The 15,762-nt window shown below is 55.6% G+C and carries 17 protein-coding genes; 7 read left to right on the forward strand and 10 right to left on the reverse strand.

The window, feature by feature from the left end; all coding sequences use genetic code 11:
- Nucleotides 1-16: 16 nt before the first annotated feature.
- The gene (locus BM155_RS17675; protein ID WP_067153654.1) at nucleotides 17-700 is read right to left on the reverse strand and encodes a class I SAM-dependent methyltransferase; all 684 of its coding nucleotides are present in this window, start codon (nucleotides 698-700) and stop codon (nucleotides 17-19) included.
- The gene (locus BM155_RS04290; protein WP_067153656.1) at nucleotides 666-1,139 is read right to left on the reverse strand and encodes an Hsp20 family protein; all 474 of its coding nucleotides are present in this window, start codon (nucleotides 1,137-1,139) and stop codon (nucleotides 666-668) included. The genes BM155_RS17675 and BM155_RS04290 overlap by 35 nt, the downstream gene beginning before the upstream one ends.
- Before the next feature lie 144 nt (nucleotides 1,140-1,283).
- Here BM155_RS04290 and thpR point away from each other — a divergent pair, with 144 nt between their 5' ends.
- On the forward strand, nucleotides 1,284-1,871 hold the full coding sequence (gene thpR / locus BM155_RS04295) for an RNA 2',3'-cyclic phosphodiesterase (RefSeq protein WP_074901221.1): 588 nt from the start codon (nucleotides 1,284-1,286) through the stop codon (nucleotides 1,869-1,871).
- Nucleotides 1,872-2,137: 266 nt separating this feature from the next.
- On the opposite strand, the gene BM155_RS04300 is transcribed toward thpR, so the two are convergent.
- Nucleotides 2,138-3,070, reverse strand: a complete 933-nt coding sequence (locus tag BM155_RS04300; protein WP_074901223.1) for a coiled-coil domain-containing protein — start codon at nucleotides 3,068-3,070, stop codon at nucleotides 2,138-2,140.
- A 546-nt stretch (nucleotides 3,071-3,616) separates the two neighbouring features.
- Here BM155_RS04300 and hpf point away from each other — a divergent pair.
- On the forward strand, nucleotides 3,617-3,961 hold the full coding sequence (gene hpf / locus BM155_RS04305) for a ribosome hibernation-promoting factor, HPF/YfiA family (RefSeq protein WP_067153662.1): 345 nt from the start codon (nucleotides 3,617-3,619) through the stop codon (nucleotides 3,959-3,961).
- A gap of 52 nt (nucleotides 3,962-4,013) precedes the next feature.
- Here the strand turns inward: hpf and gorA are convergent, their stop codons facing one another.
- Complete coding sequence (gorA, locus tag BM155_RS04310) at nucleotides 4,014-5,369, reverse strand: glutathione-disulfide reductase (protein ID WP_074901225.1); 1,356 nt, start codon at nucleotides 5,367-5,369, stop codon at nucleotides 4,014-4,016.
- A 282-nt stretch (nucleotides 5,370-5,651) separates the two neighbouring features.
- On the opposite strand from gorA, the gene BM155_RS04315 reads away from it, so the two are divergent.
- Nucleotides 5,652-6,161, forward strand: coding sequence for a hypothetical protein (locus tag BM155_RS04315; protein ID WP_067153666.1), 510 nt, complete (start codon nucleotides 5,652-5,654; stop codon nucleotides 6,159-6,161).
- Nucleotides 6,162-6,309: 148 nt separating this feature from the next.
- On the opposite strand, the gene BM155_RS04320 is transcribed toward BM155_RS04315, so the two are convergent.
- From BM155_RS04320 to BM155_RS04335, 4 genes are all read right to left on the reverse strand, one after another.
- A complete protein-coding gene (locus BM155_RS04320) occupies nucleotides 6,310-7,428 on the reverse strand; it encodes a TIGR01620 family protein (protein WP_074901227.1) in 1,119 nt (372 codons plus the stop codon).
- A complete protein-coding gene (locus tag BM155_RS04325) occupies nucleotides 7,428-8,867 on the reverse strand; it encodes a YcjX family protein (protein WP_083421076.1) in 1,440 nt (479 codons plus the stop codon). Before BM155_RS04325 ends, BM155_RS04320 begins: the two co-directional genes overlap by 1 nt.
- A gap of 114 nt (nucleotides 8,868-8,981) precedes the next feature.
- Nucleotides 8,982-9,782, reverse strand: coding sequence for a GIN domain-containing protein (locus BM155_RS04330; protein WP_139223131.1), 801 nt, complete (start codon nucleotides 9,780-9,782; stop codon nucleotides 8,982-8,984).
- A gap of 227 nt (nucleotides 9,783-10,009) precedes the next feature.
- The gene (locus BM155_RS04335) at nucleotides 10,010-10,432 is read right to left on the reverse strand and encodes an HIT family protein (protein ID WP_067153673.1); all 423 of its coding nucleotides are present in this window, start codon (nucleotides 10,430-10,432) and stop codon (nucleotides 10,010-10,012) included.
- A 498-nt stretch (nucleotides 10,433-10,930) separates the two neighbouring features.
- On the opposite strand from BM155_RS04335, the gene BM155_RS04340 reads away from it, so the two are divergent.
- From BM155_RS04340 to tcdA, 4 genes are all read left to right on the forward strand, one after another.
- The gene (locus BM155_RS04340) at nucleotides 10,931-11,290 is read left to right on the forward strand and encodes a globin family protein (protein ID WP_067153675.1); all 360 of its coding nucleotides are present in this window, start codon (nucleotides 10,931-10,933) and stop codon (nucleotides 11,288-11,290) included.
- A 129-nt stretch (nucleotides 11,291-11,419) separates the two neighbouring features.
- Complete coding sequence (locus BM155_RS04345; protein ID WP_067153677.1) at nucleotides 11,420-11,884, forward strand: FKBP-type peptidyl-prolyl cis-trans isomerase; 465 nt, start codon at nucleotides 11,420-11,422, stop codon at nucleotides 11,882-11,884.
- Between the two features lie 95 nt (nucleotides 11,885-11,979).
- The gene (locus tag BM155_RS04350; protein WP_067153679.1) at nucleotides 11,980-12,417 is read left to right on the forward strand and encodes a thiol-disulfide oxidoreductase DCC family protein; all 438 of its coding nucleotides are present in this window, start codon (nucleotides 11,980-11,982) and stop codon (nucleotides 12,415-12,417) included.
- On the forward strand, nucleotides 12,407-13,240 hold the full coding sequence (gene tcdA, locus BM155_RS04355; protein WP_067153681.1) for a tRNA cyclic N6-threonylcarbamoyladenosine(37) synthase TcdA: 834 nt from the start codon (nucleotides 12,407-12,409) through the stop codon (nucleotides 13,238-13,240). The genes BM155_RS04350 and tcdA overlap by 11 nt, the downstream gene beginning before the upstream one ends.
- Before the next feature lie 52 nt (nucleotides 13,241-13,292).
- Here the strand turns inward: tcdA and BM155_RS04360 are convergent, their stop codons facing one another.
- Both BM155_RS04360 and BM155_RS04365 read right to left on the reverse strand, forming a co-directional pair.
- Complete coding sequence (locus BM155_RS04360) at nucleotides 13,293-14,936, reverse strand: aminotransferase class V-fold PLP-dependent enzyme (RefSeq protein WP_074901230.1); 1,644 nt, start codon at nucleotides 14,934-14,936, stop codon at nucleotides 13,293-13,295.
- The gene (locus BM155_RS04365) at nucleotides 14,933-15,703 is read right to left on the reverse strand and encodes a TatD family hydrolase (RefSeq protein ID WP_074901232.1); all 771 of its coding nucleotides are present in this window, start codon (nucleotides 15,701-15,703) and stop codon (nucleotides 14,933-14,935) included. Before BM155_RS04365 ends, BM155_RS04360 begins: the two co-directional genes overlap by 4 nt.
- Nucleotides 15,704-15,762: the final 59 nt, after the last annotated feature.

Genomic DNA, 15,762 nt, shown 5'->3' on the forward strand with positions numbered 1-15,762 from the left:
CGCATGCATATTGTGTTTAGCCCGGAAATTTTTTGCGCAAAAAAATCACATCACTGGCAACGAAATTTAGTTCTGCCGACAGCCAATCCGCCAGCCAGCGGAAAGTGTGCGCACTGAAAAAACAGATATGTGTGGGATCGCGAATATAGTGCCAAGTGGTAAAGCGCTCAGGCGAAATAACCAGCTTGGTCATCAGTGCCAACAGTCCTCCGGGCTTGAGGCAGCCCCACAAGCGCTGCAATTCTGCTCCCGGTGACGCAAGGTGCTCCACCACCTCCGTGGAAACAATAAAATCATAGGGTTTCCGCATCACCGCGGGATTCGGCATATAGTACGCATCATACAGCGCCACTCGATGCCCTGCCTCTTCGAGCATTCGCGCCAAAAGCGGCGCGGGGCCACAACCAAAGTCCAGTCCTTCACTGCCGGGCCGCAATTCTGCCACGAGCGGATTTGCGCAGCGGCTCAAAAAACGCCGATAACCTTGGTCCTGTAGGGAGTTCTCATGAAGATCGTAATAGGCCCGCTCCTGTTCCGGAGGCAGATGAAATTCTGAAGGCACAAAAACCAGTGCACAACGCTTACATTGGAGGTAATCGCGAGATCTGTCACGGTGATAAAACTGTGCCGCCGGTTGGCGGCACAGCGGGCAATGGTCGGCCAAATCAGGCGGCAGCCTCGGCCTTTCTGTCCTGGTCATTGTGCTGCAACAGGTTGCCCTCGGTAATTTCAATCTTGCGCGGCTTCATTGCTTCCGGAATTTCGCGCACCAGTTCGATATGTAACAGCCCATTGGCAAGTTTCGCATCGGTCACTTTAACATGATCGGCAAGCTGAAAGCGCCGTTCAAAATTGCGCGCGGCGATGCCGCGGTGCAGGTAGTTGCGCTGTTGCTTTTCCTCTGCCTTTTTACCACTTACGGTCAGGCGGTTCTGCTCCACTTGAATATCCAATTCCGATTGCTCGAAACCGGCCACTGCCATGGTGATACGGTAGCTATCCTCCCCTGTCAGTTCTATATCATAAGGGGGATAGGTCGGCTGCTTCTGCTCACTGGTAAGCATTGCATCGAGCAGATTTGCCATACGGTCAAAGCCAATTGCGGAGCGGTAGAGGGGAGAAAAATCGAGAGTTCGCATTGTCATATCCTCAATTCAGAGCAATATTTACGTTGTGCCCGTCTAAAGACCGGGCGGTTTGAGAGACACCTCTATGCAGAGCCTGCCTCCCATGCCATATAGATAAGGCCTAACAATAGAGTTTCAAGTGGCGAGAGAGGAAAAATGCAAAAAAAAACAAAAGAATTGGATAAGGGAATATCGCGCTTGTTCATCGGTGTCCGTCCGGACCAAGACACACAGCAGCGGCTTGATGAACTAGTGGAGCAGTGCCGGCAACAACTAGGAACGAAAAAATGCAAGCAGGTTCGCTGGACTAAGCCTGAAAACCGCCACCTGACGCTGGCCTTCCTCGGAGCAACCCCCGACAAACTAATCCCCCTTATCCGGGAACAACTGACGCAGATTGGCTCCTATCTGCCCGCCTGTTATGGCCAAATAAACTCGATAGCCTCCTTCCCACACCCGCACTCCCCCGGACTCGCTGCCGAACTCGCAAACAATCCAGACCTACAACGAATGCACGAAACGTGCCGACAGCTGATGCTGAGCCTGGACATGAAACCCGAATCGGCCGCCTTCCGACCTCATTTCACCCTGGCTCGCAGTCGCAATGGTTTTGCCGAGTTGAGCCCGCAGGTACTGAATATCACAGTGTCGCTGGGCAATATAACGCTCTATAAAAGCCACACATCCCAAGCTGGAAGCCGATACTCGTCATTATTCGCTATCGAGCTAGAGGGAAGCCGATAAAAGTTAGGAAGCCTCTGGCCGATTTATCTGCTCACAATCCAAGATGCTTCGCGCCCACATGTGAAGCGCTGGTGATGGGAGGAGATTTCGACACCGCCGGATACAAAGCCGCTTCCAAACGGCAATACTTTTGCCTGAGCACACCGAGTCAGTTATACAGCACTCAAGGGGAAACATCAGAGCCCGCCCCCAAGACTATTGCCGTCAAGCGTTAGCCCAAACACAAAAAGGCCCGCACTCAGCGGGCCTTGGAGAAAAGAAGCTAATCACTTATCCAGATAAGGCAACACATACTCGGGATACATTACCAAGCGCGGCCGGGAAAGGCGCCGTCCATCGAATATAAATACGTAGCGTTCACCGTCGTCATCGGCCGGAATTGTGCGGCGAAACTTCCAGGTGTTGATTTTATATGTCTGCCGACCCGCCTCTACAGGCGCTACCAGACGGTACTGGTTATGACCGAGAAACTCAAAGGGAATGGGATCCCCTTTGGCTGGCTTTAACTCAAGGGAGCGGAAAGTATGCTTGCCCTCTTTTCCGTCTGCCAGCAGCTTCTCCATACGGGCACGCTCGCGCTTAACGTAATCGAGCAGCTCCGGGTCCACTTCGCGCTCTGTCGCCCCCTTAGAGATGTCAGCCTCTTTCGCCGCATCTGTATTGGCAGCCACGGGTTTCGGTGCTGGCAACGGCGGTTTTTTCACCGGAGGTGCACTGCGGACCGGAGCGGACTTACGCTCTGCGGTATCAACTTTCGCAAGCATGGCATTGATCATCTGATCAACTTTCTCTTTTTGAGCAGCAAGGCGCCCCTCTGTCTGCGCGATCGCCTTGCGCCCCGCTTCCAGTTGCCCCTGCAGCTCATCGTAGTTGGACTGAATGAACTCTACCCTGCGGGTCCGGCTGTCGACGCCTCTCTCCGCCATAGCGAAAGCATGCTTGGCCTTATTCAGCGCCCGCTCCGTATCCGAGTTGGCCTGCTGTTGATGTGCCAGCTCCGCCTGCTGCAGCTCCCGGCGGCTTTCCTCGAATTTCTGCTGGGCTTTGTCCAAAGCCTCTCTGGCTTTCTCGAGCTTGTACTCGTAGGAAAGTAATTCGTTTTCAATATCCTCGACTTCGACACGCCGGTTTTCCAGTGACTGCTCCATTCGCGCCAAGCGGTTTTGCTCCGCCGTCAGGGATGCCTGTGTTTGCGCCACAGCTACCGCGCTTCCAAGAGCTAGAAGACCCGCCAAAAGCAGCGAGCGATACCTCGTTACCGCCATAATAGAGAACCTGTTACTTGGTTTTGTGATGTCCATAGAAAAATCATGCGCAGATCAAATTTTGCACAGCCGGACGATCAGCCGATGCACGAGCCCGCAATTTTACGCAGCGCTCCGCCGCCGGGCAATGACTGATCGGTGCCGATTCATTCACATTCGGCTTACAGCCACCGGTTTTTCAGCGTCATATTTCACAGCGATAACAGCTCTACTAAGTTTTTGTGACATTTTACCTTCCAGGTGCTTGATTTTTTTTTACACGGGCGCATTATGGGTATCAGGGAGGAGATCAGTGAACCCGGCGGAAGCCGGCCCGGACGTAAAACACCCTCAGCTGTTCAGTCAGCAAAAATTCGTTGCGTTCCCGGTGCTCCGATTTCCACAGGCGGTTCCTACCACTCCCTCAAGGGCGCCCTACCTTCTTTCTGCAAACCGCTATAGGCGGCCTGCATGGTCTCTTTTAACCGGAGGTATTTGCCCATGAAATCTGCGCCGAACAATAACATCGTGTTCCGGGATATCGACAGGTCAGCAGCTCTAGCCACCACCGTGTCGAAAAAACTACATAAGCTGGAACGTTATTGTGGCGACATCATACGAAGCCGCGTCGTTCTTGAGGCCCCCCACCAACACAAATCCAAAGGCAAGCAGTTCAAGGCCTCCGTCGAACTCGCGGTCAGCGGTAACCCAGTGACCATCACAAGTGAAAACGAATCCATTCATCGCGCGGTAAGCGATGCCTTTGCCTCTGCCGAGCGTTGCCTGAAGAAGCGCACAGAGCGCCGCAAGGCCCAACGCCACCAGGCTCTCAGTTCAACTGAATAACTCACGATCAGACGATAAGGCGGTGCAGTTGCACCGCCTTTTTTTGCACCCATCAAGATGCGGGCGTACGCATGGTTACAAACTCTTCAGCGGCAGTCGGGTGAATTCCGACAGTCTGGTCAAACGTCTTTTTGGTGGCTCCGGCTTTTAGCGCAATCGCCATGCCCTGGATAATTTCTCCAGCGTCCTGCCCCACCATGTGAACCCCCACAACCCTGTCATCTCTCGAGTCCACCACTAGCTTCATCAGGGTCCGTTCGTCGCGGCCACTGACAGTGTGACGCATGGGTCTGAACTCCGACTTGTAGACGACCACAGGGATCCCCGAATCCCGCGCTTCCTCCTCCGAGAGACCTACCGTGCCGATATTCGGCTGGCAAAAAACGGCGGTGGGAATATTGTTATAGTCCATCTCCACTGGCTCCCCAGTGCGCAGATGTTTAACCAACGCCATTGCTTCCGCCAAAGCCACCGGCGTCAGTTGTGGTTCTCCTGTGACATCTCCAAGCGCATAGATAGAGTGCACACTAGTGCGGAAGTTATCATCCACGGATATTGTTCCATCCCGGTGCAATACCACACCGAGTTTTTCCAATCCCAATCCCTTGGTATTGGCCTGTCGCCCAGTAGCGTAGAGCACAGCATCCACTTCTAATGTGGACCCGTCTTCTGCACGTACTAGAAGACTGCCATTATCCCGCTTGTCTATCGCACAAATGCGGTGGTTGAAATGCAGCCGCACCCCTTTTTTGCGCATTTCCTCGCGCACAAATGCGCGGATTTCGCCGTCAAAGCCGCGCAAAAAAAGGTCTCGTCGGTAAGAGAGATGAGTTTCCGCACCAAGACCGGCGAAAATTCCGGCAAACTCCACCGCTATGTAACCTCCGCCCACAACAAGCATGCGCTGTGGAAATTCAGGCATGGAAAACACTTCGTTGGACGTTATCACATGTTCGCGCCCGGGAAAGTCAGGCACAAAGGGCCAGCTGCCGGTGGCAATGAGGATACGCTCAGCGGTATATTGCTTTTGGTTTACTACTACGGCATTGGGGCTCTCAAGGCTCGCCCGCCCCTCGATCACAGCGACGCCGGCATCTGCCAGCAACTTGCGGTAAATACCGTTTAGGCGCGCAACCTCGCTGGCGGTATTATTGCGCAAGGTCTCCCACTCAAACTCTGCTCCGCGGTTGCACCAACCGTAGGCGGCGGAATCTTCAAAGGCTTCTCCGTAGCTACTCCCGTAGACAAACAGTTTCTTCGGCACACAACCGACATTGACGCAAGTACCGCCCATATAACGATCTTCCGCCACCGCCACCCTCATGCCGGACGCAGCCGCCATACGCGCGGCGCGTACACCACCTGAACCCGCGCCGATGACAAACAAATCAAAATCAAACTCAACCACAAATCACTCCTATTCAAAGTGCGGCCACTGCCCGCTTTGCGGGAGCGGCGAATAGTTTACGGCAACAAATTGCCATTCTTTTACCCAGCCCGATAGCGCGGATTACACATAAAAATGCAGTCAGAACAAAGTTGACAATTTTTTACCTCATACCCGTTGACATCTACCCATGCTTTCGATATCCATGTGATGTTTTTCACAAAAGCGACCTGATTCTGAGAACAGGGTGCTTTAACGAATAAAATAGCCACCAGCAAGAACAACAAATTGTAGGCGAGAACAATGAAACCCCGATTCTTCAGTAGCAATTACATCAAGCGAGTTCTCTGGTTTGCCTGTCTGCTGCTGGTCAGCAGCGTCAGCAATGCCAAAACCCACCCGTCCTACCTGAGTGAGGAATACTGTGACGGTCTGGTCGAACAGTTTATCGACTCAGGGATGCGCAGTCTGGGCAAGTACATCAACGAGCACTTCAGCCCAGAGTACAAGGGCGGCATTCGCAACACTATTCACTTCCTGGAGCAGCGTTCCGCCTGGCTCGGCGAATGTAACGACTATCTACTCGATACAGGGAAGAATTATCTCTTTTACAGTGAAAAGACCACCAATGACATTTTTGCGGCTATAGACGCTCTGGCCAAGGAGTTGCAACATGTCAGGCAAGGCGTGGAATACCCCGACGAAACGGGCAATAACAACCCGACACCTTTTATCAAGCGCCGGTATGAAACGCTAGCCAAGTTGATCGATCAGCACCATACCCGCATGCTGATGAAAAAGCAGTTTCAGTAATTCGGAATGTCGTGCGGGCAGCCAGTTCCGGCCGCCCGCTTACTACTCTGAGTTCCGCACGGCTCTTCTGCAAAAAGAGCCAGACACTATCCCAAACCAATCCCGCACTCTCGCAAACAAATCGGAGATTCCCTGAGGTTCGATCTTACTAGCGTCCTGCAGGTGCCTGTTGAGTATCCCCCGACTCTACCCCAGTACGGCCATCGCCCTTGCCCCTCAATACCCGTTCACTAAGGCTCGCTGCTATGCGCTTGGCCAGGGTGCCCAGGCGCGGGCGGCACTTATCAGCAAAGGGGATCGGTCTGCAACTTTGCATAGCAGCCAGGCCGATGCGGGCCATAAACAGGCTGGCTCCCATACCCTGCCCCAGACGCGCAGACAAGGTATTGAGGACACTGTCACCGACTAATTCGGGCCACAGTTCACTGACCGCATATTCACTCGCACCACTATAGGCGACCAGTGCCAACACCTGCTTAAATAGTCGCCAACGCACTACCAGTGAAGGGCGCACACCGTAGATCTGTGCCACATCGTCAATCATACGGAGCGACTGACGCAGCGCCACCAGGATATCGAGACTGGCAAAAGGGCTCAGCCCCACCAATGCGCCAGTGGTGGTGCCGTGGCGCACAATGCGGCGCAATGCCTCCTGATCCAGCGCTTCTAAAAAAGTAACTTCCAGGTGCTGAAGCAGTTCGCTGCTGTCATAGTAGTCTGGCGCCTCCTCCAACACCCGGCTCAACAATACTCCCTGGGGTTTACCGGCGAAATGATCCCGCAATTGACGACGAAATGGCAGCGTTTCCTCATAACTGCGGCAGTCGCGTAATTGCGCGGCCAGCTCCCTGGTCTTGTGTAATTCGCGCAACGGTCTGCCAGCGCTAAAATACTCCCACACCGCACTAACAATGACGAGGCAAAAACTCGCAATTACTGTTCCGGCAAGCAGCCCCAAGCTCCAGTGCTTGTCCGCTGCCCAGTTGTAGAGATCGCGCAACTCCCAGACAACAGCGCCAATGGCCAGTCCCAGTGCCGCAACTAGCGCAGGCTTCCAGAAACGCAAGCGGTACCGTGGCAAACGCAGTTCTGAGAATGAGGTCTTATCCGGCAGGGATTCACCGGTAGTAATGGAGCGCGGCAGCTCCTCACCGCCCTCCCCTAATGTTTCCACTCGGGTGGAATCCCGATGGCGCGATACGCTCTCCACTTCCTCTAAGGGTTCAATGCGGGTCTGCCGAAGCTTTGGCTTTTGTTCGCCACTCATCAGACTTTGTCTCCCAGCAACAGATTAAGCAGAGCATCGACGCGAATATGTGGGATACAACCGCCAGCGGCCATCCCTGCAGGCGGGCGCAACTGTGGAGGCGCCGTGCCGGAGTAATGATTCCACGCCTCGCCATCGCGAGGAACCTGGGCGCAGATTTCCGCGTTTTCAAACCCCAGGTAACGCCCTTCCAGGTCGTGCCCCATCAACATTCGCCGTCCATTGCGTACCCCTTCATTAGAACAGCGCACAGCGGCTATTGCTTCGCAGTAGAGCGGCAGCCCCCGGTGTCGCGCGCCAGCAAAGGCCTGTAGCAGTTGCTGGCCAAGCAGCTGCCGCAGGTTATCGTGGTCTGCAGCCAGCACTTGATCCGCCTTTGTGGCGGCAAACAGCAGACGATCCACCCGCGGGCGCCAGAGCTTGCGCAAAAAGCCGGACTGCCCATAGCGGAAAGTATCGGCAATGTGATCAAAGGCCAAACGCATATCGTCCAGCGCCTGTTCACCGGCAAACAGGGTCCCGATCATATCCACCAACACCAGTTGCCGGTCCAAGTGTCGAAAATGATTCTCGACGAAAGGCACCACCCGTTTACGCACATAATCTCGGTAGCGCTGCGCCAAAAATTGATAGTTAGTCTCTTCCGACAAGGCCTCCAGCTGCTCAGAACTGTAACCTCGGAGGTCCAGCATAGGCACCAGACCATAGTTTTCCCGGTCGAGCAGGGCCCGCCCTGGCTGCAGGTAGGAAAGTTTGCGCTGACCGCGGCAATCGAGCAGAAATTGACGATAATCTTGCCAGAGCGCCTCTAGGCGCGCGGGTTGAGCGGTAGCACCTGGGTCCAGCGCCGCCAACTCTGATATCAGTTGGGGCGCCAGCCCGGCGCGACTATCTGTGCCGATGAGGTGGGCTTGATGCCTGCACCAATCCCTGTAGTCCATCCGCAGTAGTGGCAGGTCCATCAACCACTCACCGGGGTAGTCCCGCAGCTCCAGAATCAATGTCTTGGTGTCTCGACCAGTAAGATGCCGGCGACGACGCAAATGGATATGTAGCTCCATCGCCGATTCTTCCCGCGTACTCTCAGGCCAACGTGGGGGCTGTGACATCAGTGCCGCAAGGCACTGTTCATAGTCGAAGGGGGGTAAACCGGAATCCAGCGCAGGCTTTAGTTCAGCCCCCAGTAAATCGCCGTTTAGCGCTGGCGCGAATCCTGGCAGTTGTGCTTTTTGTGGATGGCTGAGCTGATAGATGAGGCTGGTGAGCAGAGTGGATTTTCCGGCACCGCTCAAGCCGGTAATCCCCACACAAACCCGGCGATCCAGCAGTCGTTCCGCGACCCACAGCGACTTGTCACGCACCTCGCGGTGCAGTCGGCGCAGCCTGTGTTTTACACGCCGACCGCGCCCTGAATCAAAACTGGCGTCGCGCTCGCTCATTTGCAATTCCGTGTCTGGACTAGATGGGCAGGACTATGCGTCCTGGTGTGATCAGCTGGATATAAAAAAGGCACCAGCTCAATGGCAGGCGCCATAATTATTCGCTGCACCGAATCAGTCAATCAGAGCCACGTCACCCGACCCCATGACCGAAAAGGAATCCTTGGCCGGACGGCGGATCACGATATCACCGGAGCCCATCACCGAGCCGACGGCAATATCCGCGTGCAAACGGCGCCCGATGAAGTCGCCGGACCCCATCAGATTGATCTGCAAATCGACCACACGTCCACCGACCGCCATGTCACCAGACCCTTTGATACTGGCGGTGAGCTGCTCACCGACGAAGTTATCCATGCGCAAGTCGCCTGATCCCATGATGGCAGCCTGGCCGTTCACCGCAAGAACAGTGCCTGCCGACAGGTCCCCGGAGCCGGTCACCGAGGCGGATAGCGCTTCTGCGGCGACCTTGTCTATCCGGATGGAGCCGGAGCCTGTCACCCGCAATTCCAGATCTTTACTTTCCAGGGTTTCCGCTCGCGCTGCACCGGAACCCGCCACTTTGACCCCCTCTATTACCGGCATGGTCACTCGATATTCAACACCGGGGTCGATGCTGACCGTGATAACGCCGAACCAACTTTTCTTTTCCGCCTCCACTGACAGCTCCAATGTATCGCCCCGCACTTCCGCTTTGGCATAGGCCATGGCATCTGCTGGACCGGTGGCCACCACTTCATAGTGGTCCCCCTGGACAATCTGCACCTGGGAACTACCCTCGAGGGCAATACGGGTAAAGCCCGACACGTCGAACCGCTTGCTCGCGGTCTCGTCCTCTGCGGCGACCCTAACGGGGGCTGCGAAAATCAGCAGCAGAGCTATCAGCAGGGATGAACAACTCTTGTTCACAGCCATGGTTTCCTCTCGCATCAAATTACTGTTGCTATGCGTGATAGACGCGCCAATGGGGGCAATAGGATGCACCTCTGGCAAAAAAAAGGAGCTTTTGTTTCATTCGTTCTGGAGAAATAAAGATACTCCTCAGTCGGGAGAGAAGCTCAGGTGATAGGATACCTATCCCACCACCCGAGCCTCCCTGACCTATCTAAAGCGCTCAGGCTCAGATAGATGCGTTCGCTCCCTTAACCACACTCCGCCTCAGCGTACCCCAGCTCTTTGAGAGCGGCACGAATCTTTTGCGACTCGGCGGCGAGCTGCTCCGCCTCGGTGGGCTTCTGTAGGGAAAAGTCAAAGTCCTCGAGCGCATCCACCGGAATCAAATGCAGGTGGGTATGAGGCACTTCCAAGCCCGCCACCATAACCCCCACCCGCTTCGGTGAATAAACCGCTTTGAGTCCCTTGGCCACCTTCTGTGCCACCTGCATCAGATGGGCTGCCAGATCAGCGGGCACATCGTCCCAATGATCCACCTCCTGCACGGGAATCACCAAACAATGTCCGGGCTTGATCGGAGCAATGGTCATAATGGCCACTGCTTTGTCATCGCGCCAGACGAAATGCCCAGGCAACTCACCATTGATAATTTTCGTGAAAATGCTCGCCATACAGTACCTCGGTATCAACTGTGAAAAAAACGTTCGACCACTGAGTCTAACAGTTTGTTATGAGTGGCGCGCGTCGCAGCCACCGTATCGTAGATCCAATGAGCGGCGCACAATGTGGCACAACCAATGTAAAAACACTGTGCGAAGGAGCGGAAAGCACGCACCACCAACGACAGCCTTCCAGCATGCTTGCTTACAAAACTCACCACCTTTACACGCCAAGTTACTGAATTTCCTGATCACCGAAAAACGCTGCAAAAAATACAGCGCCGAAGACCTTAAACCCGCTATTTTTCCTTCGCTGACAACCCGTCGAACATGATGACAATTTTCTTAAAGCGCGTTGGCAGCACAGGGCAGATGCCTTAGGCTCCACCCCATAAAGAGGTACCGCCGTGGAGCCGCGAATCCGAGCGATTATTTACATACGACAGTTGCCGGCTCAACGCAAACACTAACAATTTTGTCCAAGTTAACTTCTCGCCGGGGGGAAGTCTTATGAAATGCCTGTTGGATCAGGTTGGTGGCACTCAGTTTGTCAACCAGACAGTCAGCGAATTCTATCAGGTCATCGGCCGCCAGCTCTCCTCTTTCGAAGCCTGCGATCACAAAAAGCAGCAAAGTCGCCAAGCCCAATTTATCAATCACGCACTCTCCGCTCAGCCGGAACCCGTGCTCAGTCACCGCGCCAACTTTCTCGCCCGCGGTTTAAATCCCGCCCTGTTCGAGGCACTGCTCGAATACATAGAAGCGCGCCTGTTGGAGCTGGGATTTTCCTGGCAACTGAGCAAGCAGCTGGTGAAAACCGCGGGCGGTCTTTACGACCGTTGTGAGCAGCACCTTTCCATCGCCTGTTAACGCCGGTTCCGCTCTTGCGATTGGGCGGAACCCTCAATACAATGGTGGTTTCACAGCCTTATCTTCCGTTTGTTACCGCATCCGGTAAGCGCTATTCAACCCACCTGTCATCATTTCCAGAGAGTTCTCATGAAAATTGCCAACCACTCCGTAGTGGAGATGCACTACACCCTCAAAGACGCAGAAGGTACAGTCATTGACTCCTCCTCCGGCGGCCAACCGTTCAAATACCTGCAGGGTGTGGGCAACATCATTCCCGGCCTGGAAAAGGAAATGCTGGACAAATCCGCAGGAGACAAATTTACCGCGGTAGTGCCACCGGAAGATGCCTACGGCCCCCAGAACCCCGCTCTCATCCAAACACTGCCGCGCGCCGCCTTCGGCGGTGTCGACGAACTCGAAGTTGGGATGGCGTTCCACGCCCAGGGCGCAGAAGGCCAGCCGATCGAAGTAGAGATCATCGATATCGACGGTGACAACGTCACCATCAACGGCAACCATCCCCTGGCCGGAGTAGAACTGCACTTCGATATCGAGGTAATTTCTGTACGCGAGGCCACCCAGGAAGAGATCGAGCACGGCCACGTGCACTGATACATCTGCGCGGCGGCAATTCCGCCGCGCCCTTTACTCCGCAATACGTCTCCAGATAGCATTCCAAGGCACGCAATCACTGGCCTCAAGCAGCCGTGCCCGAGAAACTTCCGGACCGAATCATCCTCTTCGACAGCCTCTGCAACCTCTGCAATGGGTGGAGCCGATTTATCCTCACGCATGACAAGAGAGGCATCTTCATCCTTTGCCGTGTACAATCCCCCGCCGGCCAACAATTGCTGGCGCAACTCGGACTGCCTCTGGACACTTACGAGACGGTCATACTGCTGGAACGGGGCACAGATGGCTACCGGGATTACCACAAGAGCGAGGCGGTATTGCGCATCTTCGCACAACTGCCCGTCCCTTGGCGCCATTTGACGCTGTTGCGCCGGCTCCCTGTAAGACTGCGGAATTTTGTCTACGACGCAGTGGCCCGCAACCGCTACCGCCTGTTCGGTAAGCGCAACGAGTGCCGACTGCCATCCCCTGGGGAATTAGCGCGGTTTCTGGAAGAGATAGATGTTGACTGAGCAGTACCTGCAACGCTTTGGCGGTATCGCCCGCCTCTACGGTGAAGATGCCCTACCGATATTGCATAGCGCCCACTTCGTAGTGATCGGGGTAGGTGGCGTCGGCAGTTGGACAGCCGAGGCCTTGGCCAGAAGTGGCGTCGGACGTATCACTTTGATTGATCTGGACGACGTCTGTATCACCAACAGCAACCGGCAGAGTCACGCTCTCACCGACACCATCGGCCGCATCAAGGTGGATGTCATGGCGCAGCGGCTCCGCAAGATCAACCCGGAGATCAAGGTACACACGGAAGAAGAGTTTATCGCCGCGGACAATTTCTCCGAGCTGCTCGATCCATACAGGCGCCCCATCGATGTGGTCATTGATGCCATAGACGCAGCTCGGGTCAAGGCTGCACTGATCGCCTACTGCAAGGCCCGCAAACTGAGGCTCGTTACGGTCGGCTCGGCCGGCGGCAAGCGGGATCCTCGCCTGATCGACAGCGCCGACCTGGGCCGGACGACCAACGATCCCATGCTGGCCAAGGTGCGCAGCCATTTGTATCGCTTCCACAACTTTCAAAAGTCCAGCAAGCGCCAATTCGGGGTCGACGCGATCTATTCCAGGGAACCCATGGTTTATCCCCAACCGGACGGCCGTGTCTGCCAGCAGAAAAGTGTTATGCAGGACGGAGTAAAACTCGACTGCAGCGGCGGTTTTGGCGCCGCCACCATGGTCACAGGCACCTTCGGTTTCACGGCGGCAGCACGCGGCATAGAGCGGCTACTGCAGCGAGCCCGGGCGGCTGCCGCCAAGGAACCTCTCGCAGCCACTGAATAATATGAGTAAGCACTGTAGTTGATTCCGGGGCGCTCACTTAAGCAAAAGCGCCCTAACCAATAAGAGCCAACACGCGCCGCACCAGCGCATAGAAGCCGTTGCTGCGGGATTCACTCAAGTGCTTTTCCATACCTAACTCAGTAAACAGTGATTTGATATCCAGCGTCCGAATCTCATCCGCCGTCCGCCCATCCACTTGCGATAACAACAATGCGCCAAGCCCCTTGACGACCCGACTGTCACTGTCCAGGGCGAAAAAGTAGCGGCCTTCTTCTTCGCGACACACCAGCCAGGCGTGGGACTCGCAACCCTGCACCAAGTGTTCGGGCTGGCGGATTTGCGGTTTTTCCGCAATTGCCCTGCTCCAACGCATCAGTTCCCGGTAGCGGTCTTGCCAGTTGCGCCGGGCGCTAAGCTGTTCAAGCTTCAAGGCAGATAGATCGTCACCTGACCAAGCAGAGACCTCACGCCGTGCTGTCACTGGTGCGCTCAAATCCGCAAGATAATCCGCCACCGCCTGCACCAATTGCTCCACATCACTTTGCGTGGTGTATCCGGCGACAGACACCCGCACAGTGGCACTTCCCCCAACAGCACGAATCAGTGGCTGTGCGCAGTGATGGCCGACCCGCACTGCGATGTCCCTCTCGTCCAGCCAGTGCATCAAATCCGCCGCATTGCCGTGCTCGGGGATAAATGCAGTAATCCCCAAATTGTTCCGAGCTTCACTCAGCAAGTGCACCCCGGAAAGCTTTTCCAACTGACCGTGCAGCCACGCCGTCAACTTTTGCTCGTGTGCGGCCATGGCAGCGCGATCCTGTTGATCGAGAAACGCCAGAGCCGCACCTAGTGCGGCGATCGAGGCCAGTGGCGAAGTTCCCGGCTCGAACCGGTGCGGAGGCTCTGCATAGCGGCTGTCGAACAGATCGACTTCCGCGATCATTTCACCTCCACCTTGCCAGGGGGGCATCGTCTTCAGTAAAGACTCACGCCCATAAAGTAAACCTATACCGCTGGGGCCATAAAATTTATGCGCCGAACAGACAAAAAAATCACAGCCGATCTCTCTTACGTCAACATTCTCATGGGCGGCGAGTTGTGCACCGTCGACGATCCAGCGCAAATTGCGCCCTTGCAGTTGTCGTGCGATATGCGCGAGATCCGGGCGTAGGCCAAGCGCATTGGAACCACCGCTTAAAGAGACAATGCGCGTGCGCTCGTTCAGCACTTCGTCCAGGCGGTTGAAGTGGGGAACACCCGCGGTATGCGGGATATAACGCAGATGCAGCCCATAGCGTTGCGCCATCATCTGCCAGGGAACAATGTTCGCGTGGTGCTCCAAAGTCGAAACCACGATTTCGTCTCCTGCACGCAGTTCACTGCAAAGACTGTTGGCGATCAGGTTGAGCGCTTCGGTGGCACCACGGCAAAAAATAATTTCCGCTGCGCTTGCAGCATTGATAAAGGTTGCGGCTTCGGCACGTACCCGCTCCACTGTCTCCGTCGCGCGGCGGGCCAGCCGGTGACTGGCCCTGTGGGCATTGGCGTTACTATGCAGATAAAAGTCGCCGAAGGCGTCAATCACCGCCTGCGGCTTCTGCGTCGTAGCGGCATTATCCAGGTATACGAGCCGCTTGTTCTCGGGCTGGGAGAAAAGAGGAAAATGGCGTTTAAAAACTTCGGGGGAAAACGTCATAGAGAAAATAATGCTTCAGTGTTTCTGCGCGTCTGATCAGCCACCGTTTCAACAGAGACTCCGCGCAGCTCCGCCAATGTGCGGGCGATACGCGGCAGACAAGCTGGACTATTGCGCTGCCCCTGGTGGCCTTGAAGGGGCATATCCGGCGCATCGGTTTCCAGCACTATGGCCTCCAACGGGAGGGCAGCAAAGGCTCTGCGGGTCTTGGCGGCGCGGTCGTAGGTAATGGTACCGCCGGCACCCAGGGAGAACCCCAGCTTCCAATACTCTCGCGCGATTTCCACGCTGCCGCTGAAAGCGTGAATAACACCACCACGGCTGGGGCGATACGCTTTCAAGAGATGCAACATCTCATTGTGGCAGCGGCGAGCGTGCACAATCAGCGGCAGTTGCAATGACTCCGCCAGGGCCAATTGCGCGCGGAAGACCTCTTCCTGTTTTTCCAGGGGCGTGGCTATGGCGCCATCCAGACCACACTCGCCAATCGCCACACAGGCGTTCGCTTCCAACGATGCCGCCAGATCCCGCTGCAGTTGCGCCGCTCCGCACTTCGATTCTGCCACCCACCAGGGATGCACCCCCAGCGCGGCATGCCAAGCAGGCTCACTCCGAACCAAATCTAGCAGGGCTCGCCAACGCGGCGGGCTGACACCGGGAATAATGATCCTCTCCACCCCAGCTTCCCGGCACTGCCGCCAAACGCTGGCGCGGTCCTTGTCAAAGGCAGCAAAGTCGAAATGACAGTGGCTGTCGATCAGTCGCACTTGAGATTTCCTCGATTTATCAGCATCTTACCACGGTTGTATTTTCCGCCCCGAGGCAG

It is taken from the genome of Microbulbifer thermotolerans (genome assembly GCF_900112305.1).
Taxonomy (GTDB): Bacteria; Pseudomonadota; Gammaproteobacteria; order Pseudomonadales; family Cellvibrionaceae; genus Microbulbifer; species Microbulbifer thermotolerans.

Excerpts from the sequence above, each read along its gene's own strand:
- BM155_RS17675 (WP_067153654.1), bottom strand. The coding sequence starts at position 700 with ATGACCAGGACAGAAAGGCCGAGGCTGCCGCCTGATTTGGCCGACCAT.
- BM155_RS04290 (WP_067153656.1), bottom strand. The coding sequence starts at position 1,139 with ATGCGAACTCTCGATTTTTCTCCCCTCTACCGCTCCGCAATTGGCTTT.
- thpR (WP_074901221.1), top strand. The coding sequence starts at position 1,284 with ATGCAAAAAAAAACAAAAGAATTGGATAAGGGAATATCGCGCTTGTTC.
- hpf (WP_067153662.1), top strand. The coding sequence starts at position 3,617 with ATGAAATCTGCGCCGAACAATAACATCGTGTTCCGGGATATCGACAGG.
- BM155_RS04315 (WP_067153666.1), top strand. The coding sequence starts at position 5,652 with ATGAAACCCCGATTCTTCAGTAGCAATTACATCAAGCGAGTTCTCTGG.
- BM155_RS04320 (WP_074901227.1), bottom strand. The coding sequence starts at position 7,428 with ATGAGTGGCGAACAAAAGCCAAAGCTTCGGCAGACCCGCATTGAACCC.
- BM155_RS04325 (WP_083421076.1), bottom strand. The coding sequence starts at position 8,867 with ATGAGCGAGCGCGACGCCAGTTTTGATTCAGGGCGCGGTCGGCGTGTA.
- BM155_RS04330 (WP_139223131.1), bottom strand. The coding sequence starts at position 9,782 with ATGGCTGTGAACAAGAGTTGTTCATCCCTGCTGATAGCTCTGCTGCTG.
- BM155_RS04335 (WP_067153673.1), bottom strand. The coding sequence starts at position 10,432 with ATGGCGAGCATTTTCACGAAAATTATCAATGGTGAGTTGCCTGGGCAT.
- BM155_RS04340 (WP_067153675.1), top strand. The coding sequence starts at position 10,931 with ATGAAATGCCTGTTGGATCAGGTTGGTGGCACTCAGTTTGTCAACCAG.
- BM155_RS04345 (WP_067153677.1), top strand. The coding sequence starts at position 11,420 with ATGAAAATTGCCAACCACTCCGTAGTGGAGATGCACTACACCCTCAAA.
- tcdA (WP_067153681.1), top strand. The coding sequence starts at position 12,407 with ATGTTGACTGAGCAGTACCTGCAACGCTTTGGCGGTATCGCCCGCCTC.
- BM155_RS04360 (WP_074901230.1), bottom strand. The coding sequence starts at position 14,936 with ATGACGTTTTCCCCCGAAGTTTTTAAACGCCATTTTCCTCTTTTCTCC.